General features: G+C 63.5%; 16 protein-coding genes and 1 pseudogene. 13 read left to right on the forward strand and 4 right to left on the reverse strand.

Annotated features, from left to right (window positions below; genetic code table 11):
* Positions 1-86: 86 nt before the first annotated feature.
* Positions 87-2,519 (reverse strand): penicillin-binding protein 1A, encoded by a 2,433-nt coding sequence (locus GDH07_RS23470; protein ID WP_425502150.1) that lies wholly within the window; start codon positions 2,517-2,519, stop codon positions 87-89.
* A gap of 217 nt (positions 2,520-2,736) precedes the next feature.
* On the opposite strand from GDH07_RS23470, the gene pilM reads away from it, so the two are divergent.
* The 12 genes and pseudogenes from pilM (at position 2,737) to GDH07_RS23535 (ending at position 18,378) form a co-directional block, all read left to right on the forward strand.
* Positions 2,737-3,795 (forward strand): type IV pilus assembly protein PilM, encoded by a 1,059-nt coding sequence (pilM, locus tag GDH07_RS23475; protein ID WP_343038322.1) that lies wholly within the window; start codon positions 2,737-2,739, stop codon positions 3,793-3,795.
* The gene (locus tag GDH07_RS23480) at positions 3,795-4,361 is read left to right on the forward strand and encodes a PilN domain-containing protein (RefSeq protein WP_022639914.1); all 567 of its coding nucleotides are present in this window, start codon (positions 3,795-3,797) and stop codon (positions 4,359-4,361) included. The genes pilM and GDH07_RS23480 overlap by 1 nt, the downstream gene beginning before the upstream one ends.
* A 23-nt stretch (positions 4,362-4,384) precedes the next feature.
* Positions 4,385-4,981, forward strand: a complete 597-nt coding sequence (locus GDH07_RS23485) for a type IV pilus inner membrane component PilO (RefSeq protein WP_152899055.1) — start codon at positions 4,385-4,387, stop codon at positions 4,979-4,981.
* Positions 4,978-5,499, forward strand: coding sequence for a pilus assembly protein PilP (locus GDH07_RS23490; RefSeq protein WP_343038323.1), 522 nt, complete (start codon positions 4,978-4,980; stop codon positions 5,497-5,499). Before GDH07_RS23485 ends, GDH07_RS23490 begins: the two co-directional genes overlap by 4 nt.
* A gap of 101 nt (positions 5,500-5,600) precedes the next feature.
* A pseudogene (locus tag GDH07_RS23495) lies at positions 5,601-6,896 on the forward strand (type IV pilus secretin PilQ); the annotation flags it as partial.
* A gap of 4 nt (positions 6,897-6,900) precedes the next feature.
* Positions 6,901-7,419, forward strand: coding sequence for a shikimate kinase AroK (gene aroK, locus GDH07_RS23500; RefSeq protein WP_053132472.1), 519 nt, complete (start codon positions 6,901-6,903; stop codon positions 7,417-7,419).
* A 145-nt stretch (positions 7,420-7,564) separates the two neighbouring features.
* Complete coding sequence (gene aroB, locus GDH07_RS23505) at positions 7,565-8,665, forward strand: 3-dehydroquinate synthase (RefSeq protein WP_152899057.1); 1,101 nt, start codon at positions 7,565-7,567, stop codon at positions 8,663-8,665.
* A gap of 9 nt (positions 8,666-8,674) precedes the next feature.
* Positions 8,675-10,261, forward strand: a complete 1,587-nt coding sequence (locus GDH07_RS23510) for an AAA family ATPase (protein ID WP_152899058.1) — start codon at positions 8,675-8,677, stop codon at positions 10,259-10,261.
* 348 nt (positions 10,262-10,609) lie between these two features.
* Positions 10,610-15,058, forward strand: coding sequence for a glutamate synthase large subunit (gltB, locus tag GDH07_RS23520; protein WP_152899059.1), 4,449 nt, complete (start codon positions 10,610-10,612; stop codon positions 15,056-15,058).
* Positions 15,059-15,179: 121 nt separating this feature from the next.
* Positions 15,180-16,598, forward strand: coding sequence for an FAD-dependent oxidoreductase (locus GDH07_RS23525; protein ID WP_022639922.1), 1,419 nt, complete (start codon positions 15,180-15,182; stop codon positions 16,596-16,598).
* A gap of 229 nt (positions 16,599-16,827) precedes the next feature.
* Complete coding sequence (hemE, locus tag GDH07_RS23530) at positions 16,828-17,895, forward strand: uroporphyrinogen decarboxylase (protein ID WP_022639923.1); 1,068 nt, start codon at positions 16,828-16,830, stop codon at positions 17,893-17,895.
* A 135-nt stretch (positions 17,896-18,030) separates the two neighbouring features.
* Positions 18,031-18,378, forward strand: a complete 348-nt coding sequence (locus GDH07_RS23535; RefSeq protein WP_022639924.1) for a YgiW/YdeI family stress tolerance OB fold protein — start codon at positions 18,031-18,033, stop codon at positions 18,376-18,378.
* Between the two features lie 90 nt (positions 18,379-18,468).
* Here the strand turns inward: GDH07_RS23535 and GDH07_RS23540 are convergent, their stop codons facing one another.
* On the reverse strand, positions 18,469-19,704 hold the full coding sequence (locus GDH07_RS23540; protein WP_371857915.1) for an MFS transporter: 1,236 nt from the start codon (positions 19,702-19,704) through the stop codon (positions 18,469-18,471).
* 152 nt (positions 19,705-19,856) lie between these two features.
* On the opposite strand from GDH07_RS23540, the gene GDH07_RS23545 reads away from it, so the two are divergent.
* Positions 19,857-20,756, forward strand: coding sequence for a LysR family transcriptional regulator (locus tag GDH07_RS23545; protein ID WP_053132459.1), 900 nt, complete (start codon positions 19,857-19,859; stop codon positions 20,754-20,756).
* Here GDH07_RS23545 and GDH07_RS23550 read toward each other — a convergent pair.
* Positions 20,724-21,215, reverse strand: a complete 492-nt coding sequence (locus tag GDH07_RS23550) for a hypothetical protein (RefSeq protein ID WP_022639927.1) — start codon at positions 21,213-21,215, stop codon at positions 20,724-20,726. The two genes, GDH07_RS23545 and GDH07_RS23550, sit on opposite strands and share 33 nt — an antisense overlap.
* 193 nt (positions 21,216-21,408) lie before the next feature.
* On the reverse strand, positions 21,409-21,855 hold the full coding sequence (locus GDH07_RS23555; protein WP_152899061.1) for a hypothetical protein: 447 nt from the start codon (positions 21,853-21,855) through the stop codon (positions 21,409-21,411).
* Positions 21,856-21,865: the final 10 nt, after the last annotated feature.

Raw genomic sequence — 21,865 nt, forward strand, 5'->3', positions numbered from 1 at the left:
CGAGCCGGGTTTTTTTATGGGGAAGTTTCAAGCCTCAAGCTGCAAGGGTTCCTTGTCGCTTGAGGCTCGTAGCTTGCGCTGCTGTTCTAGAACAGGTCGATCGGTGCCGCCTCGTCCGCAGGCAACGGGCTGCCAGGAGCGACGCCATTGCCCAGTTCGTTGACCGAGGGCGGGGTGTCCTCGCTCTTGAACAGCTCGAAGTAGGCGTTCGGCGTGCCCGGAGCGGCTGCACGGCCGCTGACCGGGTCGACCCGCAGGCTGAGGATGCCTTCCGGCTCGGCCAGGGTATGCGGCGGCTTGCCCTTGAGGGCCGCGCCCATGAAGTTCATCCAGATCGGCAGGGCCACGGTGCCGCCGTACTCGCGACGTCCCAGGCTCTCGGGTTGATCGAAGCCGGTCCAGACGGTGGTCACGTAGTCGGCGTTGTAGCCGGAGAACCAGGCATCCTTGGATTCGTTGGTGGTACCGGTCTTGCCGGCCAGGTCCGAACGGCCCAGGGCCAGGGCGCGGCGGCCGGTGCCCAGCTTGATCACGTCCTCGAGCATGCTGTTGAGGATGTAGGCGGTGCGTCCGTCGATCACCCGTTCGGCCACGGCCGGGGCTTGCACTGTCGGTTGCTGTGGATTCTCGCCGGCCACGGTATTGATCGTGAAGTTGTGCTCCGGCGCGGCGATGCCGCTGCTGGCGGAGTCGCCATTGGGGACGCTGGGCGGGTTGGCGCTGAACAGCAACTCGCCGTTGCGGCTTTCGATCTTGTCGATGATATAGGGCGCGATCTTGTAGCCGCCGTTGGCAAAGGTGCTCCAGCCGGTAGCGATCTCCATCGGCGTCAGGGTCGCGGTGCCCAGGGCCAGGGACAGGTTGCGCGGCAGGTCCTGCTTGTTGAAGCCGAACTTGCTGATGTAGTCGATAGTGCGGTCCACGCCCATGCTTTGCAGCAGGCGGATCGACACCAGGTTGCGCGATTTGTACAGCGCCTCACGCATGCGGATCGGGCCGAGGAAGGTATTGGTGTCGTTCTTCGGCCGCCAGACCTTGTCCAGGTACTCGTCGACGAACACGATCGGTGCGTCGTTCACCAGGCTGGCGGGGGTGTAGCCATTGTCCAGGGCAGCGCTGTAGATGAAAGGCTTGAAGCTGGAGCCGGGCTGGCGCTTGGCCTGCATCGCACGGTTGTAGTTGCTCTGCTCGAAGGCGAAGCCGCCGACCAGGGCGCGGATCGCCCCGTTCTGCGGGTCCAGGGTCACCAGGGCGCCCTGGGCGACCGGGATCTGGCTGAACTTCAGCGAGTCGTCCGCCTGGCGCTGTACCCGTACCAGGTCGCCGACCTGGGCTACGTCCGCCGGCTGGCGAGGAACGGCGCCCATGCTATTGGTGTTGAGGAACGGCCGGGCCCATTTCATGGTGTCCCAAGCCACATGTTCTTGGCCGTTGCGCGTCAGCACCTGGATGCCGTTCTTCTCGACCTGGATAACGATCGCCGGCTCCAGGCCGCTGATGGTTCGCTGCTTGGTCAGCTCGTTGGCCCAGGCGGCCTGGGTCTTGCCGGGCAGGCGCGATTCCGGTCCGCGGTAGCCGTGGCGCTGGTCGTAGGTCATCAACCCTTCATGAACGGCGGTGTTGGCCATTTCCTGCAGGTCGCTGGGCACCGTGGTGGTGACCCGGAAACCCTCGGTATAGGCGTCGCTGCCATAGCGTCCGACCATTTCGGCCCGGGCCATTTCCGCGATGTATGGGGCGTTAACCTCCGGAGTCGGAACGTGATAGCTGGCGTTGAGCGGTTCGTTGACCGCCTCGGTGTAGTCCGCTTCGCTGATCTTGCCCAGCTTGTACATGCGCCCCAGGATCCAGTCACGGCGTTCCTTGCTGCGCGCCGGGTTGGCCAGGGGGTTGAAGCGTGAAGGCGCCTTGGGCAGGCCGGCGATCATCGCCATCTGCGCCAGGCTCACTTCCCGGATGGATTTGCCGTAGTACACCTGGGCTGCCGCCTCGATGCCGTAGGCGCGGTTGCCCAGGTAGATCTTGTTGACGTAGAGCTCGAGGATCTCGTCCTTGGTCAACTGTCGCTCGATCTGCAAGGCCAGGAGGATTTCCGTGGTCTTGCGCGAGAAGCTGCGTTCGCTGGTGAGGAAGAAGTTCTTCGCTACCTGCATGGTGATGGTGCTGCCGCCGGACTGGATATGTCCGCTCTTGACCAATTGGGTCGCGGCCCGCATCAGGCTGCTGGGATCAACTCCGTAATGGTTAGCGAAGTTGTCGTCTTCAGCACTTAGTAACGCATTGATGAAGTTGGGCGGAATTTCGGCGAAACGGATAGGAGTACGGCGCATCTCGCCGAATTCCGCGATCAACTTGCCGTCGCTGCTGTACACCCGCAGGGGAATCTGCAACTGGATGCTTCTCAGGGCCTCTACCGAAGGCAAGCCAGGACTAAGATAGAGAAACGCACCGGAGAGGGCGAGGAGTAGCCCGCAGAATACCGCTACGATGGACCACCCGAAAAACTTCAGCAGACGAATCAAGGCTTTTGGATTTCCAGAGAAAGGAATGAATTAGGCGTCGGGGTATCTACGGTCATCAGGACCGACCTACGCAGCGGGTAACCGCGGAAAAAAACGCGGGCATTATAAGCATTTTCCGCCCAGAGCGTCATTTGACCGTCTGTCAAGATGCGACGATCGAGCGCACTGCGGCCCAAGGAATCCGTAAGTTACGGATAGTCATAAGGAATTGGTCGTGCTTGGACTATTCAGCAGAAAGCCGGGTTCCCTGGTGGGAATCGATATCCAGTCGACGGCGGTGACGCTCCTGGCCTTGAGTCGCCAGGGCCCGGGCTACCGGGTCGAGGCCTATGCCCGGGAACCCCTGCCGCCTGGGGTGGTGCAGGAACCCTTGATCGTCGACCCCGAGGCCCTGGCCGAGACCCTGTCCCGTGTTTGGCTAACAAGTGCTACCGACATGCGCAACGTCGCGGTGGCGCTACCTGGTGAAGTGGTGATCAGCAAGCTGATCGAGATGCCGGCCGGGCTATCGGAGCAGGAGCTGGAAAGCCAGGTCGCCCTGGAGGCCGAGCAGTACATCCCCTACCCGCTGGAAGACGTAGCCATCGATTTCGAGGTGCAAGGGCCTGTGCCTGGCAACTCACCGCGCAACCAGGTGCTGCTGGTGGCATGCCACAACGAGCATGTCGAATCCCTGGTCTCGGCACTGGCCCTGGCTGATCTCAGGGTCCAGGTGGTGGAAACCCAGCCCCTGGCCCTGGAACGTTGCCTGGCGCTGCTGGGCAGCAGCCAACCCCTTGCACCCCAAGCGACCCTGGCCCTGTTCGATATCGGCCTGGATCGCAGCACCTTCAAGGTGATGCAAGGGCAACGAGTCATCCATGGCCACGAGCAGCCGTTCGGTAGCCGACAACTGTTGGATGACCTGCAAGGGCATGGGTTGACGCTGGACGAGGCATTGCTGGCCCAACGCCAGGAGCGTTTGCCCCAAGACTGCATTGGCGAGGTGCTGCGTGCTTTCGAGGGGGAGCTTGTGCAGCAGGCGACCCGTTCGTTACAACAGTTCGCCGGTTCACCCCAGCGACGCCAGGTGGACCTGTTGCTGCTGGCGGGGAGCGCCAGTCGCCTCCATGGCCTGGCGCTTTGCGTGGAGCAGTCCCTGGCTGTGGCTACCTGTATCGCCAATCCTTTTCGTGACATGTCCAGCGGTGCCGGGGTGGATGCCCGGGCGCTCGCCGACCAGGCGCCGAGCTTGCTGCTCGCCTGCGGCCTGGCCTTGAGAGGAGTGCACTGATGTCCCGGATCAACCTGCTGCCCTGGCGTGAAGCTTCGCGGGAACTGCGTCGTCGGCGGTTCTTCCAGGTGCTGGCGGCGATGGTGGTATTGGGGAGCGCGGTGATCCTGCTGGCGGACGCCTATATTTCCCGGGTGGTCGAGCGGCTGCATCTGCGCAACCAGTATCTGCAACAGGTGGTGGCAAGTCAGGACGATCGGATCGCCAGCCTTCACGAACTCAAGTCGCAGCGCCAGGAGCTTCTCGAGCGCATGAAGAACATCGAGGAGTTGCAGGGCAACCGTTCGTCCGGAGTGCAGATCTTCGAGCAACTGGCCCGTAGCTTGCCTGATGGCGTTTATCTCACTGATGTCGAGCAACGGGGGCGGAGCCTGGATATCAGCGGCGCCGCCGAGTCCAACGAGCGGGTTTCCGAATTGCTGCGCAACCTGCAGTTCGCCGAGGGTTTTACTGTCCCTGAACTGGGTGAGGTCCGGCATGCCGCGGATGGGGAGCTGGGCTTGTCCAACCGGTTTCGGCTCAAGGTGCAGCAAGTGCCGGTGTCATCGCTGGATTCGGGGCCGTGAGTCGTTGGCCATGGTGGGATCGTATGCGCTATACCGATCTGCGGGCGCTGGCGTCCGATAGCCCCGGCGATTGGCCGGGGGCGCTCAGGGCGTTGCTGGCGATTCTGCTTCTCTTGGCGGTGTTGCTGGCGGGCCGCGGCTTTTATCTGGCAGCAGGGTTGGAGCGGGTGGAGCAGTTGCGGCACAAGGAAGCCCGACTCAAGGAGCAGGTCGCGGGCAAAGTCCGCGAGGGGGCTGGCCTGGAGGCTTATCGCCAGCAGCTGTTGCTCATGCAGGGTGAGTTTCAGCGTTGGCTGCAACTGTTTCCCGCTAGCGCAGAGGCTCCGGGCTTGCTGGAAGACATCAGTCGAGTGGGGCTGGATGTCGGCCTGGATTTCGAGGAGATCCGGCCGCAGCCGGAGCAACCCTGGCAGTTCCTGGTGCAGTTGCCGATCCAGCTCACGGTTACCGGTGCTTATCACGACCTGGCAATTTTCGTCGGCGGCCTTGCGGCCCTGCCACGGGTCCTCACTGTGCACGATATCCGGATCGGGCCGCTGGATGCCGCCGACCCGGTGCGCTTGAGAATGCGGCTGGAGGCGCGGGCCTACAAATATTCAGGCCCGCAGGCGAGTTCGTGAGGGGCACTCGCTGGCTGCTGCCTGGTGTGATCTGGGTGAGTCTGCCGGGATGTGGGCCCGAGGCTGGATTTCCCGACCTGGATGCCTACCTGGAAACCATGCGGGAGCAGGCAGCGATCCGGATCGAACCGGCCCCCACCATTCGCGCCTTCACGACGCTTGGCTACGGTGCCGGTGCGCTGCGCAGTCCCTTCCAGGCGCCGTTGGCCACCTCGCTTGCCAGCCGGGGTGCGGCAGGCGGTTGGTCCGATCCTGGGCGGGTTCGCGGGCCGCTCGAGGCCTTCGATCTCGAGCAACTGCAAATGGTCGGGACCTTGTCCGGTAATGCCGGGAGCTTCGTCCTGCTGCGCGCAGGCGATGCGGTACATCGGCTGCGGATAGGTGACTACCTGGGGCGCGATCAGGGACGGATCGTGGCCATCGACGAATCATGGGTGAAGGTGCTGGAAATCGTGCCCGACGGCTCGGGAGGCTGGTTGGACCGACCACGGACCCTGGCGCTGAAGCCCCATTCTTGAATGGAGTCAGGATGATGAACAGGGCTGTGCCTGCCTGTGGTGTAGTGCTGTGGATAACGTTGCTGGCGCCATGGGTGAGTGCAGGTGAGCCAAGGCCTGCCGATGGACGCCAGATGGTCGGTGCCAGGCCTGCGACCGGGAGTCCGACCTACGGTGGCGACAAGCTGTCGTTGAATTTCCAGGATATCGAGGTGCGATCGGTGCTGCAGTTGATCGCCGATTTCACGGGGCTCAACCTGGTGGCCAGCGATACGGTGCAGGGCAGTATCACCCTGCGCCTGAAAGGCGTGCCCTGGGATCAGGCCCTGGACCTGGTGCTCAAGACCAAGGGCCTGGATCAGCGCCGGGTCGGCAACGTGTTGCTGGTGGCTCCGGCTGAAGAGATCGCCGCCCGTGAGTTGCAGGAGCTGGAATCGCAAAAGCAGCTGGAGGACCTGGCGCCCTTGCGCCGGGAGCTGTTGCAGGTCAACTACGCCAGGGCCGCCGACATCGCCAGGCTGTTCCAGTCGGTGACCGGCAGCGAGGAGCGGATTGGCGAGCGTGGGTCCATCAGTGTCGATGAGCGCACCAACAACATCATTGCCTACCAGAACCAGGAGCGCCTCGACGAGTTGCGGCGCATCGTCACCCAACTGGACGTTCCGGTACGCCAGGTGATGATCGAGGCGCGCATCGTCGAGGCCAACGTCGACTATGACAAGGGCCTGGGTACGCGTTGGGGCGGTTCGTTGCAGAACCGAGGGAACTGGAAGCTGTCCGGTGCCGGTGGTTCTCCGACCAGCGGTCTTGGTGGTGGCAGCGACTCGCCGTTCGTCGACCTGGGTGTCGTCGGCCGGACTTCCGGCATGGGCATCGCCTATATCTCCGACAACCTGCTGCTGGATCTGGAGCTGACGGCCATGGAGAAGAGCGGCAACGGCGAAATCATCTCCCAGCCCAAAGTGGTCACTTCCGACAAAGAGACCGCCAGGATCCTCAAGGGCACCGAGATTCCCTACCAGGAGGCCAGTTCCAGCGGTGCGACTTCGGTTTCGTTCAAGGAGGCTTCGCTGTCTCTGGAGGTTACGCCGCAGATCACCCCGGACGACCGGGTGGTCATGGAGGTCAAGGTCACCAAGGACGAGCCGGACTACTTGAACAAGGTCCAGGACGTTCCGCCTATCCGCAAGAATGAAGTCAATGCCAAGGTTCTGGTGCGTGACGGGCAAACCATTGTCATCGGCGGCGTTTTTTCCAATACGCAGAGCAAGGTTGTAGATAAAGTGCCATTTCTGGGCGATGTGCCGTATCTTGGCCGCCTTTTCCGGCGAGACGTGGTGTCAGAGAAGAAATCCGAGCTGCTGGTGTTTCTCACTCCGCGTATCATGAACAACCAGGCGATTGCTGCGAGTCATTGATTCTGTGCGAAATTTGATTCTTGTTGGGCCAATGGGGGCTGGAAAAAGCACCATCGGCCGCTTGCTGGCCAAAGAGTTGCGCCTGCCATTCAAAGATTCCGATAAGGAAATTGAACTGCGCACAGGCGCGAATATCCCGTGGATCTTCGACAAGGAAGGCGAGCCGGGTTTTCGCGACCGTGAGCAGGCGATGATCGCCGAGTTGTGCAGCACCGATGGCGTAGTACTGGCCACTGGTGGTGGTGCTGTGATGCGCGATGCCAATCGTCGGGCGTTGCATGCCGGCGGACGAGTGGTCTACCTGCATGCTTCGGTGGAGCAGCAGGTCGGCCGAACCGCCAGGGATCGCAATCGCCCCTTGTTGCGTACCGCCGATCCGGCCAAGACGCTGCGCGACCTGTTGGAGATCCGCGATCCGCTTTATCGGGAAATCGCCGACCTGGTGGTGGAAACCGATGAGCGGCCACCGCGATTGGTGGTGCTGGACATCCTCGAGCGCCTGCAGCAGCTGCCTCCCCGTTAATACGCCGGATGAAATGCGCTATTCTCGGCGTCGCGCCAGACCGCCAAGGTGTGGCGCAGAGCTATCGGGCTGCGTCAGATGACCAGGCGAGGCCCATCGTCAATGCAAGGCACAATGCCTGCTTCCATCTTCTCTGTGGGGACACATGCAGACACTTAAGGTCGATCTAGGCGAGCGCAGCTACCCGATCCACATCGGTGAAGGATTGTTGGGCCGGCCCGAGCTGCTGGTGCCGCACATCGCCGGGCGGCAAGTGGCGATCATTTCCAATGAAACCGTCGCGCCGCTGTACCTTGAGCGTCTGACCCGTACCCTGGCGCAGTTTTCGGTGATCTCGGTGGTCTTGCCCGATGGCGAGGCCTACAAGAACTGGGAAACCCTGCAGTTGATCTTCGATGGCCTGCTGACTGCACGCCACGACCGCCTTACCACCGTCATCGCCCTCGGTGGCGGAGTGATCGGCGACATGGCCGGGTTTGCCGCAGCCTGCTACCAGCGTGGTGTCGACTTCATCCAGATCCCTACCACCTTGCTGTCCCAGGTCGACTCCTCGGTGGGTGGCAAGACTGGCATCAACCACCCGCTGGGCAAGAACATGGTCGGCGCCTTCTACCAGCCGAACGTGGTGCTGATCGATACCACCAGCCTCAAGAGCCTGCCGAGCCGCGAGCTGTCGGCGGGCCTGGCGGAGGTGATCAAGTACGGCCTGATCTGCGACGAGCCGTTCCTCACCTGGCTGGAAGAAAATGTCGATCGCCTGCGGGCCCTGGATCCGCGGGCACTGACCTACGCCATCGAGCGCTCCTGCGCGGCCAAGGCCGCAGTGGTGGGTGCCGATGAACGCGAGTCGGGGGTGCGCGCCACCCTCAATCTCGGCCATACCTTCGGCCATGCCATCGAGACCCACATGGGCTATGGCGTGTGGCTGCACGGCGAGGCTGTGGCGGCTGGCACCGTGATGGCCCTGGAGATGTCGTCGCGCCTGGGCTGGATCAGCGCGCAGGAGCGTGATCGCGGCATCGCCCTGTTCCAGCGCGCCGGCCTGCCGGTCATTCCGCCCGAGGAGATGACCGAGGCCGATTTTCTCGAACACATGGCAATAGATAAGAAAGTGATCGATGGTCGTTTGCGCCTGGTACTGCTGCGCCGCATGGGCGAAGCCGTAGTGACCGACGACTATCCGAAAGAGGTTCTACAGGCCACGCTGGGAGCGGACTACCGCGCCCTGGCTCAGCTTAAAGGTTGATAGATTCCGATGACTAGTTTGCACGCGGACGAGGCATTCCTCGGCCATTACCAGTTGAGTCACGACCCCTTCGCTCCTCGGGTCCCCGGCTTCAAGTTCTTCCCTGCCCAGCGCAAGCCCGTGCTGGGGCAACTGCACCATCTGGCCCGCTACAGCCAGCTGCTGCTGGTGGTCACTGGCCCCCAGGGCAGCGGCAAGACCCTGTTGCGCCAGGCGCTGGTCGCCAGCACCAACAAGCAATCGGTTCAGAGCGTGGTGGTTTCCGCCCGTGGCGCCGGCGATGCCGCCGGTGTACTGCGCCAGGTGGCCCAGGCGCTGAACGTGGCCCAGGCCGAGATCGGCGCGATCCTGGCCCAGGTGGTGCAACTGGCCCTGACCGGCCAGGAGGTCTACCTGCTGGTGGACGATGCCGAGCAGCTCGACGAGTCCGCGCTCGAGGCGCTGTTGGCGCTGGCGGCGGGCGCCCCGGAAGGTCGTCCCCATGTCTTCCTGTTCGGCGAGTCGTCGCTGATCGCGGCGCTGGACCAGTTCAGCACCGACCAGGAGCGTTTCCACGTCATCGAACTGCAGCCCTACACCGAGGAGGAAACCCGGGAATACCTGGCCCAGCGTCTCGAGGGCGCAGGACAGGGCATCGAACTTTTCTCCGCAGATCAGATCAGTGATATTCACGAAAGCTCCGATGGCTGGCCGGGCAACATCAACCAGGTCGCCAGGGATGCGATGATCGAAGCAATGATCGCCAGCCGCTCTGCGGTAAAGCGTCCAAGTATGGGGTTCAACATGCCTAAGAAACACGTATTGGCCATTTCCGCCGTAGTGGTCGTGGCCGTTGCCGCGGCCTGGCTGATGCCGGGTCGCGGCAAGGCGCCCGCCACCGGGACGCCGGCCAACGAACAGGCGCAGTTGCCGCTGGGCCAGGCACCGAATGCCAATGGCAGCCCGGCGGTGGAGTTCGCCGGCTCGTCACAACCGATGCCTCTGCCGTTGGTCGGTCAGTCGCAGCCGGTGATGCGTGGTCCGCTGGCCGAGGCTGCGGGCGGAATCACCGAGGGTGACGATGGGGTGCCGGTAGCGGGCTCCAGCGCCGTTCCGCCAACCGTGACCACCATTGCGCCACCTGCTGGTGTTCCAGCTGGCCCGGCAGCGACCCCGACCCCGCGTCCGACTCCGGCCCCGACCCAGGTCGCCACAGCCAAGCCCGCTCCTGCGCCAAAGCCGGTGCCGGTGGAAAAACCAGTAGCTGCCAAGCCTGCTCCTGCCGCCAAGCCGGCCGAGAAACCGCTCACCGTGGCCAAGGCTGCGGCCGGTGGCAGCTGGTACGCCGGCCAGGCGCCTGGCAACTACGTGGTGCAGATCCTGGGTACCAGCTCGGAAGCCACCGCGCAGAACTTCGTCAAGGAGCAGGGCGGCGAGTACCGCTACTTCAAGAAAGTCCTCAACGGCAAGCCGCTGTATGTGATCACCTACGGCAACTTTGCAAGCCGCGATGCAGCGGTCAGCGCTATCAAATCCTTGCCAGCGAAGGTTCAGGCTGGTAAACCTTGGCCTCGCACTGTCGCCAGCGTTCAACAAGAACTCGCAACAGCCCGCTGAAGATTCGGCGGCCTTACCCAGGCCGCCTCTCCAGGCAACCTCAAATTTCCGCATCAGCATGCTGCCCTACAGGCCGCGTGCTTTGTGGTGTCTGCGTCACAGTAGTTTTTGAGTCGCTGCAGTCAAAGACAAAACTTTTTGACTAGCACAGCGTATCGCTTTAAAACGTTCATAAATGCGACACGAATTTGCGACAGATCGTCGTTAAATTTGTGGGGTTATGTGTCGGTGTGTACAATGACCTCCCTTTTGCCCCTGCAAAGTCGGCGTACGTTCGACGTGGAAGGTAACAGGTTGAATTGAAAAGAAATTTGTCTCGAAAAGAGGCAGCCTGGTGAGAAAGTGTCTATGAAAGCAGGTCTGTACCAACCCGATGAATTTAAGGATAACTGTGGTTTCGGCCTGATCGCCCATATGCAGGGCGAACCCAGTCATACCCTGTTGAAAACGGCCATCGAGGCCCTGACCTGTATGACCCACCGCGGTGGGATCAACGCGGACGGCAAGACCGGCGACGGTTGCGGTCTGCTGATACAAAAACCCGACCTGTTCCTGCGCGCTGTCGCCAAGGAGCACTTCGGGACCGACCTGCCCAAGCAGTACGCCGTGGGCATGGTGTTCTTCAACCAGGATCCGGCCAAGGCCGAAGCCGCGCGGGAAAACATGAACCGCGAGATCCTGGCCGCCGGCCTGCAGTTGCTGGGCTGGCGCAAGGTGCCGATCGACACCAGTGTGCTCGGGCGCCTGGCCCTTGAGCGCCTGCCGCAGATCGAGCAAGTGTTCATCGGCGGTGAAGGCCTGAGCGACCAGGACTTCGCCATCAAGCTGTTCAGCTCCCGGCGTCGCTCCTCGGTGGCCAACGCCGCCGACACCGACCACTACATCTGCAGCTTTTCCCACAAGACCATCATCTATAAAGGCCTGATGATGCCGGCGGACCTCGCCGCCTTCTATCCAGACCTGGGCGACGAGCGCCTGCAGACCGCGATTTGCGTGTTCCACCAGCGCTTCTCCACCAACACCCTGCCGAAGTGGCCGCTGGCCCAGCCCTTCCGCTTCCTCGCCCACAACGGCGAGATCAACACCATCACCGGCAACCGTAACTGGGCGGTGGCGCGGCGTACCAAGTTCGCCAACGACCTGATCCCCGACCTGGAAGAGCTGGGGCCGCTGGTCAACCGCGTGGGTTCCGACTCCTCGAGCATGGACAACATGCTGGAGCTGATGGTCACCGGCGGTATCGACCTGTTCCGCGGCGTGCGCATGATCATTCCGCCGGCCTGGCAGAACGTCGAGACCATGGACGCCGACCTGCGCGCCTTCTACGAATACAACTCCATGCACATGGAGCCCTGGGACGGCCCGGCCGGCGTGGTCATGACCGATGGTCGCCATGCCGTCTGCCTGCTGGACCGCAACGGCCTGCGCCCGGCGCGCTGGGTCACCACCAGGAACGGCTTCATCACCCTGGCCTCGGAAATCGGCGTCTGGAACTACCAGCCCGAGGACGTGATCGCCAAGGGCCGGGTCGGTCCGGGGCAGATCTTCGCCGTGGACACCGAGACCGGGCAGATCCTCGACACCGACGCCATCGACAACCGTCTCAAGTCCCGTCATCCGTACAAGCAATGGCTGCGCAAGAATGCCCTGCGCATCCAGGCCACCATGGAAGACAACGACCACGGCTCGGCCTTCTACGACGTCGACCAGCTCAAGCAGTACATGAAGATGTACCAGGTCACCTTCGAAGAGCGTGACCAGGTGCTGCGGCCGTTGGGCGAGCAGGGCTACGAGGCGGTGGGCTCCATGGGCGACGACACGCCGATGGCCGTGCTGTCCCAGCGCGTGCGCACCCCCTACGACTACTTCCGCCAGCAGTTCGCCCAGGTCACCAACCCGCCGATCGACCCGCTGCGCGAAGCCATCGTCATGTCCCTGGAGATCTGCCTCGGTGCCGAGCGCAACATCTTCCAGGAATCCCCCGAGCATGCCTCGCGGGTAATCCTCAGCTCGCCGGTGATCTCCCCGGCCAAGTGGCGTTCGCTGATGAACCTGGAGCGCCCGGGTTTCGAGCGCCAGATCATCGACCTCAACTACGACGAGAGCGTCGGCCTGGAAGCGGCGATCCGCAATGTCGCCGACCAGGCTGAGGAAGCCGCCCGGGCCGGCCGCACCCAGATCGTCCTGAGCGACCGCCATATCGCCCCGGGCAAGCTGCCGATCCATGCGTCCCTGGCCACCGGCGCGGTGCATCACCGCCTGACCGAGAAGGGCCTGCGCTGCGACTCCAACATCCTGGTGGAAACCGCCACTGCCCGCGATCCGCATCACTTCGCGGTGCTGATCGGCTTTGGCGCCTCGGCGGTCTATCCGTTCCTGGCCTACGAAGTGCTGGGCGACCTGATCCGTACCGGCGAGGTGCTGGGTGACCTCTACGAGGTGTTCAAGAACTACCGCAAGGGCATCACCAAGGGCCTGCTGAAGATCCTGTCGAAGATGGGCATCTCCACCATCACGTCCTACCGTGGTGCGCAGTTGTTCGAAGCCATCGGCCTGTCCGAAGAAGTCTGCGACCTGAGCTTCCGTGGGGTACCGAGCCGGATCAAGGGTGCGCGTTTCGTCGATATCGAGGCCGAGCAGAAGGCCCTGGCCGCCGAAGCCTGGAGCCCGCGCAAGCCGATCCAGCAAGGCGGCCTCTTGAAGTTCGTCCATGGCGGCGAATACCACGCCTACAACCCGGATGTGGTCAACACCCTGCAAGCCGCGGTGCAACAGGGCGACTACGCCAAGTTCAAGGAATACACCGCGCTGGTGGACAACCGCCCAGTGTCGATGATTCGCGACCTGTTCCAGGTCAAGACCCTGGAGCAGCCGCTGGACCTCGGCGAAGTCGAGCCCCTGGAAGCGATCCTCAAGCGTTTCGACTCCGCCGGCATCTCCCTCGGTGCGCTGTCGCCGGAGGCCCACGAGGCCCTGGCCGAGGCGATGAACCGCCTGGGCGCGCGCTCCAACTCCGGTGAGGGCGGTGAAGATCCGGCCCGCTACGGCACCATCAAGAGCTCGAAGATCAAGCAAGTGGCCACTGGCCGTTTCGGCGTGACCCCGGAATACCTGGTCAACGCCGAAGTGCTGCAGATCAAGGTGGCCCAGGGCGCCAAGCCCGGCGAGGGCGGCCAGTTGCCCGGCGGCAAGGTCAATGGCTTGATCGCCAAGCTGCGCTACGCGGTTCCGGGTGTGACCCTGATCTCGCCGCCACCGCACCACGACATCTACTCGATCGAAGACCTGTCGCAGCTGATTTTCGACCTCAAGCAGGTCAACCCCCAGGCACTGGTTTCGGTGAAGCTGGTGGCCGAGGCCGGGGTCGGCACCATCGCCGCCGGCGTGGCCAAGGCCTATGCCGACCTGATCACCATCTCCGGCTACGACGGTGGCACCGGCGCTTCGCCGCTGACCTCGATCAAGTACGCCGGCGCCCCATGGGAACTGGGCCTGGCCGAAACCCACCAGACCCTGCGCGGCAACGACCTGCGCGGCAAGGTCCGGGTGCAGACCGACGGCGGCCTCAAGACCGGCCTGGACGTGATCAAGGCGGCCATCCTCGGCGCCGAGAGCTTCGGCTTCGGCACTGCGCCGATGATCGCCCTGGGCTGCAAGTACCTGCGCATCTGCCATCTGAACAACTGCGCCACCGGCGTCGCCACCCAGAACGACAAGCTGCGCAAGGACCACTACATCGGCACCGTCGACATGGTGGTGAACTTCTTCACCTACGTGGCCGAGGAAACCCGCGAGTGGCTGGCCAGGCTGGGCGTGCGTTCGCTGCAAGAGCTGATCGGCCGTACCGACCTGCTCCAGGTGCTCGAAGGCCAGACCGCCAAGCAGCACCACCTGGACCTGACCCCGTTGCTGGGCAGCGACCACGTACCGGCGGACAAGCCGCAGTTCTGCCAGGTGGACCGCAACCCGCCGTTCGACCAGGGCCTGCTGGCCGAGAAGATGGTCGAGATGGCGCGCGCAGCCATCAACGACAAGAGCGGTGCCGAGTTCGAACTGGATATCTGCAACTGCGACCGGTCCATCGGCGCGCGGATTTCCGGCGAGATCGCCAAGGTCCACGGCAACCAGGGCATGGCCCAGGCGCCGATCACTTTCCGCTTCAAGGGCACTGCGGGCCAGAGCTTCGGCGTGTGGAACGCCGGCGGCCTGAACCTCTACCTGGAAGGCGACGCCAACGACTACGTGGGCAAGGGCATGACCGGCGGCAAGCTGGTGATCGTCCCGCCCAAGGGCAGCGCCTACAAGACCCAGGATAGTGCCATTGTCGGCAACACCTGCCTGTACGGCGCCACGGGCGGCAAGCTGTTCGCCGCCGGCACTGCGGGCGAGCGTTTCGCCGTACGCAACTCCGGTGCCCATACCGTGGTGGAAGGCACCGGCGATCACTGCTGCGAATACATGACCGGTGGTTTTGTCTGCGTCCTGGGCAAGACCGGCTACAACTTCGGCTCAGGCATGACGGGCGGCTTCGCCTACGTGCTGGACATGGACAACAGCTTCGTCGACAAGCTGAACCATGAACTGGTGGAGATCCAGCGGATCACCGGCGAGGCGATGGAGGCTTATCGCAGCCATCTGCAGCGCGTGCTGGGCGAGTACGTCGAGGAAACCGGTAGTGAATGGGGCCGTGAGCTCTGGGAAAACCTGGACGACTACGTGCGTCGCTTCTGGCTGGTCAAGCCGAAGGCGGCGAACCTGAAGAACCTGCTCTCCAGCACCCGGGCCAACCCGCAATAAAGCAGCTGCAAGTGGCGAGCCTCAAGCTGCAAGCGAAGCAGTACGAGGTTTGCCGGGCATTAGTGATCGACTTGCGGCTTGCAGCTTATAGCTTGCAGCTGCTGTATAGAGGTTTTGAAAAATGGCTGAACGTCTGAATAACGACTTCCAGTTCATCGATGTCGGGCGCAAGGATCCGAAGAAGAAACTGTTGCGTCAGCGCAAGAAAGAGTTCGTGGAAATCTACGAGCCCTTCAAACCCCAGCAATCGGTCGAACAGGCCCATCGCTGCCTGGGTTGTGGCAACCCCTACTGCGAATGGAAGTGCCCGGTGCACAACTTCATTCCCAACTGGCTCAAGCTGGTGGCCGAGGGCAACATCCTGGCCGCCGCCGAGCTGTCGCACCAGACCAACACCCTGCCGGAAGTCTGCGGCCGCGTATGCCCGCAGGACCGCCTGTGCGAGGGCGCCTGCACCCTCAACGACGGTTTCGGCGCAGTGACCATCGGCTCGGTGGAGAAGTACATCACCGACACCGCCTTCGCCATGGGCTGGCGCCCGGACATGTCCAAGGTCAAGCCCACCGGCAAGCGCGTGGCGATCATCGGTGCCGGCCCGGCGGGCCTGGGCTGTGCCGACGTGCTGGTACGTGGTGGCGTGACGCCGGTGGTATTCGACAGGAACCCGGAGATCGGTGGCCTGCTGACCTTCGGCATCCCCGAGTTCAAGCTGGAAAAGACCGTGCTGAGCAATCGCCGGGAAGTCTTCAGCGGCATGGGCATCGAGTTCCGCCTCAACACCGAGGTTGGCAAAGACGTGACCATGGAGCAACTGCTCGCCGAGTTCGATGCGGTGTTCATGGGCATGGGCACCTACACCTACATGAAGGGCGGTTTTGCCGGCGAGGACCTGCCGGGCGTGTACGACGCGCTGGACTTCCTGGTGGCCAACGTCAACCGCAACCTGGGTTTCGAGAAGTCGCCGGAAGATTTCGTCGACATGAACGGCAAGAAGGTCGTGGTGCTCGGCGGTGGCGACACCGCGATGGACTGCAACCGCACGTCCATCCGCCAGGGCGCCAAGTCGGTGACCTGTGCCTATCGCCGTGACGAGGCCAACATGCCCGGCTCGCGCAAAGAGGTGAAGAACGCCAAGGAAGAGGGCGTGAAGTTCCTCTACAACCGCCAGCCCATCGCCATCGTCGGTGAAGATAAGGTCGAAGGCGTGAAGGTGGTCGAGACCCGTCTCGGCGAACCGGACGCCCGTGGCCGGCGCAGCCCCGAGCCGATCCCGGGTTCCGAGGAGATCATCCCGGCCGATGCCGTGGTCATCGCCTTCGGCTTCCGTCCGAGCCCGGCGCCTTGGTTCGAGCAGTTCCAGATCCAGACCGACAGCCAGGGCCGCGTGGTGGCGCCGGAGCAGGGCCAGTACAAGCACCAGACCAGCAACCCGAAGATCTTCGCCGGTGGCGACATGGTGCGCGGTTCCGACCTGGTGGTGACGGCGATCTTCGAAGGGCGCAACGCCGCCGAAGGCATCCTCGACTACCTGGGCGTTTAAGCTGCTGCGCTCGGCAATGCTGCGTTGAAAACAGACTCGGAATGCTCATTGACAGCAGTCAACTCCGCTTCCTCGTCTGTTTTCGCCTTGCCTTGCCTTCGCTCGCGACGCTTAAATAGCTGCTTGTAGTCCGCGACAAATTGACCCGATACATAAAAGGCACGGCTCTTGCCGTGCCTTTTATGTCGCGCTCTGAGAAAATGCCCCCACTTTTTTTCCGGATGCCGACATGACTGCCCTGAAGAACGACCGTTTCCTCCGTGCCCTGCTCAAGCAACCCGTAGACGTCACCCCGGTGTGGATGATGCGTCAGGCCGGGCGCTACCTGCCTGAATACCGCGCCAGCCGCGCCAACGCCGGTGACTTCATGAGCCTGTGCATGAATCCAGCGTTCGCCTGCGAAGTCACCCTGCAGCCCCTGGACCGTTATCCACAGCTGGATGCGGCGATCCTCTTCTCCGACATCCTGACCATCCCCGATGCCATGGGCCAAGGCCTGTACTTCGAGACCGGCGAAGGCCCGCGCTTCAAGAAAGTGGTCAGCACCCTGGCCGACATCGAGGCCTTGCCGATCCCCGATCCGCACAAGGACCTGGGCTACGTGATGGACGCGGTCAGCACCATCCGCCGCGAACTCAACGGCCGCGTGCCGCTGATCGGTTTCTCCGGCAGCCCCTGGACCCTGGCGACCTACATGGTCGAGGGCGGTTCGTCCAAGGACTTCCGCAAGTCCAAGGCCATGCTCTACGACAACCCACAAGCCATGCACCTGCTGCTGGACAAGTTGGCGCAGTCGGTCACCGCCTACCTGAACGGGCAGATCCGTGCAGGCGCCCAGGCGGTGCAGATCTTCGACAGCTGGGGTGGCAGCCTCTCGGCGGCGGCCTACCAGGAGTTCTCCCTGGCCTACATGCGCAAGATCGTCAGCGGCCTGATCCGCGAGCATGAAGGGCGCAAGGTGCCGGTGATCCTGTTCACCAAGGGCGGCGGCCTGTGGCTGGAAAGCATTGCCGATGCCGGTGCCGACAGCCTGGGCCTGGACTGGACCTGCGATATCGGCGAAGCCCGGCGCCGGGTCGGTGCCAAGGTGTCGCTGCAAGGCAACATGGACCCCACCGTGCTCTACGCCAACCCGGAGGCGATCCGCGCTGAAGTCGCGCGCATCCTCGCCAGCTACGGCAAGGGCAGCGGCCACGTGTTCAACCTGGGCCATGGCATCACCCCGGAAGTGAACCCGGAACACGCCGGCGCCTTCCTGCAGGCGGTGCACGAGCTGTCGGCGCAGTACCACGAGTAACCGCACCTGCTGCGATCGAGCCCGGCCTTGGCCGGGCTTTTTCTTGCGGGTGAAAAGGCCAGGGCGCCGATTAAGTTTCAATTCAGCCTGGGTGGTTAACCTTGCCGGCATCGAAACCCGGATTGGACCACTGCCATGAAAACCCGTTACCTCGTCCTCTTGCTCGCCCCGCTGTTCAGCACCGCTGCCCTGGCTACCGGCTATACCGGCCCCGGGGCCCAGGCGGTCACTACCGTTGCCGCCGCCAAGGATGCCTCGGACGACACCCCGGTGGTGCTCCAGGGTTATGTCACCAAAAAGCTGGATAACGACGACAAGTACGAATTCAAGGATTCCAGCGGCACCATCACCGTCGAGATCGACGACGAGAACCTGCCACCGGTGGCCTTCAACGAGAAGACCCTGGTCAAGCTGACCGGCGAGGTGGAGAAGGGCTTGATGAAGCGCGAGATCGACGTCGACCTGGTGGAAATCCTCAAGTAAGCCGCTCGCTCATCCCAGGCGATACCGATGCCGGCGCCCGACCTTGCAGATGCCCTGCGAGAGTCGGGCGCCGGCATGCTCGTCTTGGGCTCAGGGCGCTGCCAGGGGTTGCAGCTTGGCTAGCTTCAAGGCCGCCAGCAACGCCACCAGCAGCAGGGCACCGATGAACAGGCCGATGCCGTTCCAGCCCGCCAGGTGCCAGAACACCCCGCCCGCGGTGCCGGCGATGCTCGAGCCGGCGTAGTAGCTGAACAGGTACAACGACGAAGCCTGACCCTTGGCCCTGGTGGCGCGGCGACCGATCCAGCTGCTGGCCACCGAGTGCGCCCCGAAGAAGCCGAAGGTGAACACCAGCATGCCGATGATCACCACCGGCAGCGGCTCCAGCAGGGTCAGGGCCAGGCCGGCGAGCATCAGCACGATGGTGGCCCAGAGCATCTTGCGCCGCCCCAGGCGATCGGCCAGGGCGCCGACTTTCGCCGAGCTGTAGATCCCCGACAGGTACACCACCGACAGCAGGCCGACGAACGCCTGGTCCATGTGGTACGGCGCGGCCAGCAGGCGATAGCCGATGTAGTTGAACAGGGTCACGAAGGCCCCCATCAGCATGAAGGCCTCGAGGAACAGCAGCGGCAGGCCGGCATCGCGAAAGTGCATGGTGAAGCCGTCCAGCAGGCTGCGTGGGTGCAGCGAGCGTGGGCGGAAGTTGCGCGACTCGGGCAGGATGCGCCAGAACACCGCTGCGGCGATCAGCGCCAGAGCGCCGATCACCAGCATCGCCGTGTGCCAGCTGACGAAATCGATCAGCACCCCGGTGATCAATCGCCCACTCATGCCGCCGATGGCGTTGCCGCCGATGTACAGGCCCATGGCCAGGCCGATGTGCTGGGGGTGGATCTCTTCGCTGAGGTAGGTCATGGCCACCGCCGCCAGCCCGCTCAGGGACAACCCCACCAGCGCGCGCATCACCAGCACGCCATGCCAGCTGGGCATCAGGGCGCTGGCGATGGTGCACAGGGCCGCGGCCAAGAGGGCCGCCACCATCACCGGCTTGCGCCCGATCCGATCGGAAATCGGCCCGGTGACCAGCAGGCCCACGGCCAGCAAGGCAGTGGAGACCGACAGCACCAGACTGCTCTGGGCGGCGTTGATGGAGAACTCCAGGGACAGCAGCGGCATCATCGGTTGTACGCAGTACAGCAGGGCGAAGGTGGCGAAGCCGCCGGAGAACAGGGCCAGCACCGTGCGCATGAACAGCGGCGTGCCTTTCTCGATATAGGCGTCGTTGAGTTGGGCGACTACCTCGTCCAGGGGCGTAGAGGGAATTTCGTGGGCAAGCGGGGCGACAGCGGTTTTCACGGGGACCTCGGGGGGAACGCAGCCAGGCAGGCAATGAAAAAAGCATATAGCCGGCTAATAATTCATTCCAATATATTGTTCGACCTGTTTGATAGGTTCTACGACTCAATGGGGTTTCCATGGAATTGCGTCACCTGCGTTACTTCATCGCCGTGGCCGAGGAGCTGCACTTTGGCCGCGCGGCCCAGGCCCTGGGAATTTCCCAACCGCCTCTGAGCCAGCAGATCCAGGCCCTGGAGCAAGAGATCGGCGCGCGTTTGTTCGAGCGGACCAATCGTCGGGTCGAACTCAGCGAGGCTGGCCGGCTGTTCCTCGAAGAGGCTCGCCTGGCGCTGGCCCAGGTGGACAAGGCCGCCGATGTGGCCCGTCGCGCGCAGTTGGGCGAACTGGGCGAGTTGAAGATCGGCTTCACCTCGTCGGCGCCCTTCAACTCGACGATTCCCCAGGCGATCTTCGCCTTTCGCCAACGCTTTGCCGCCGTGCACCTCAAGCTCAAGGAAATGAGCAGCACCCAGGTGGCCGAGGCGCTGGTGGACCAGGCCATCCAGGTCGGCATCATGCGGCCCTTGCCGCTGCCGGATTCGCTGTCGGTGGTGGAGCTGTTGCGCGAGCCACTGGTGGCGGTGCTCAGCTCCAAGCACCCGCTGGCCGAAGGTCGCGAAGAAGGCCTGTACCTGTCCGAACTGGCCCACGAGCCCTTCGTGTTCTTTCCCCGCAGCTATGGCAGCGGCTTGTACGCCCAGTTGCTGAACCTGTCGCGGGATGCCGGGTTCACCCCGCATTTCGCCCAGGAGGCCTCGGAGGCCATGACCATCATCGGCCTGGTGGCCGCGGGCCTTGGGGTCTCGGTGTTGCCGGCGTCCTACCAGCGCATGCGTATCGACGGCGTGGTCTATCGCCGGCTGCTGGACCCGCAAGCCATGACGGCGGTGTGGCTGGTGCAGCGCAAGGACCAGTGCTCGCCCATGGCCAAGGCCTTCGTCGAGCTACTGACGCGCAAGACCGGGGCCGCGTGCTGAAGGGCTGTTGGGGCGGGGCGGCGTTTGCAGGAACACCAGGTCGCCGCGCAACGCCACGCCGGCCATCAACACCCCGGCGCGACACTCGTAGGTGTTGAGGTCCTTGCGCACGCGATGCTTGTAGTAGCTGACGATGTTGGTCACGGCGTTGGCGCCGACCCGCTTGGCTGCGGCCTGCAGGGTGATCAGGGCCGATTGCAGGGCCCATTCGCAGGCGGCGATATCGCTCTTGTTGAAGGCGTTGGTCTTCTTGTTGGTGGCCAGCTCGGTGACCTTGACCTGAAGTACCGCCGGGTGCGGGTTGCCCGCCAGGTAGAACTTCACGCTGCCGTCCAGGCGCCCGGCGCGCAGGGCATCGGACACCACGCTCTCGAAGGGCATGTACATCAGGTTGGTGGCCCGGCTGTCAGGGCTGAAGACGGACAGCAGGGCCAGGGCAATCAGCGCTTTCACTTGCATGGTCGGCTCCTTGACGGATGTGAAAGGCAAGCCGTCATGGCGCGTCGGCCCGCTGTTGCGAGTGTAGACGCTGATCGATCTTGTAGCCGTTGCCGAGCCGGCGAGGCGGCGTCAACGCCGCGGGGCCGTCAGGAGCTGCACCCGCGTTGCGCGGGTGCGCAGCCTCCCCGGCGCTCGCCAGCGGCCACAGGGGTCATTGGGCCGCGGGAGAGGCCTTGGCCGAGTCCGACAACTGCTGCGCGGTGCGCTGATTCTGGCCGTCGCGCAGGTCACGCAGGATGCCCTTGTCCAGCAGGCGTACCCAGCGGATGTAGTTCTTGTGGATCTTGCCGTCCTGGTAGTCCAGGGCGCGGCTGTCGCGATAGACGATCTTGTAGTGGTTGGCCGAGTACTGGATATCGATCTTCGCGTAGAACTGCTCGCGCACGGTGATATCCGCCTGGATCAGCTCGGGGCCGATTTGCCGCACGGTCCACTGGCGGGCCACCAGGTTCTTCAGGATCGCTTGCTTGACCTGCTCGTGGTTGGTCTGGATGGTGGCCGGGATGATGCGGTTGGGGGTGTACATCGGCTTGCTGGTGCAGGCCGCGGTGCCCAGCAGGGCGAGGACGATCAAGGTGGCGCGAAGCAGGGAGGACATTCCATTTTCT

Source organism: Pseudomonas piscis, from assembly GCF_009380155.1.
GTDB lineage: Bacteria > Pseudomonadota > Gammaproteobacteria > Pseudomonadales > Pseudomonadaceae > Aquipseudomonas > Aquipseudomonas piscis.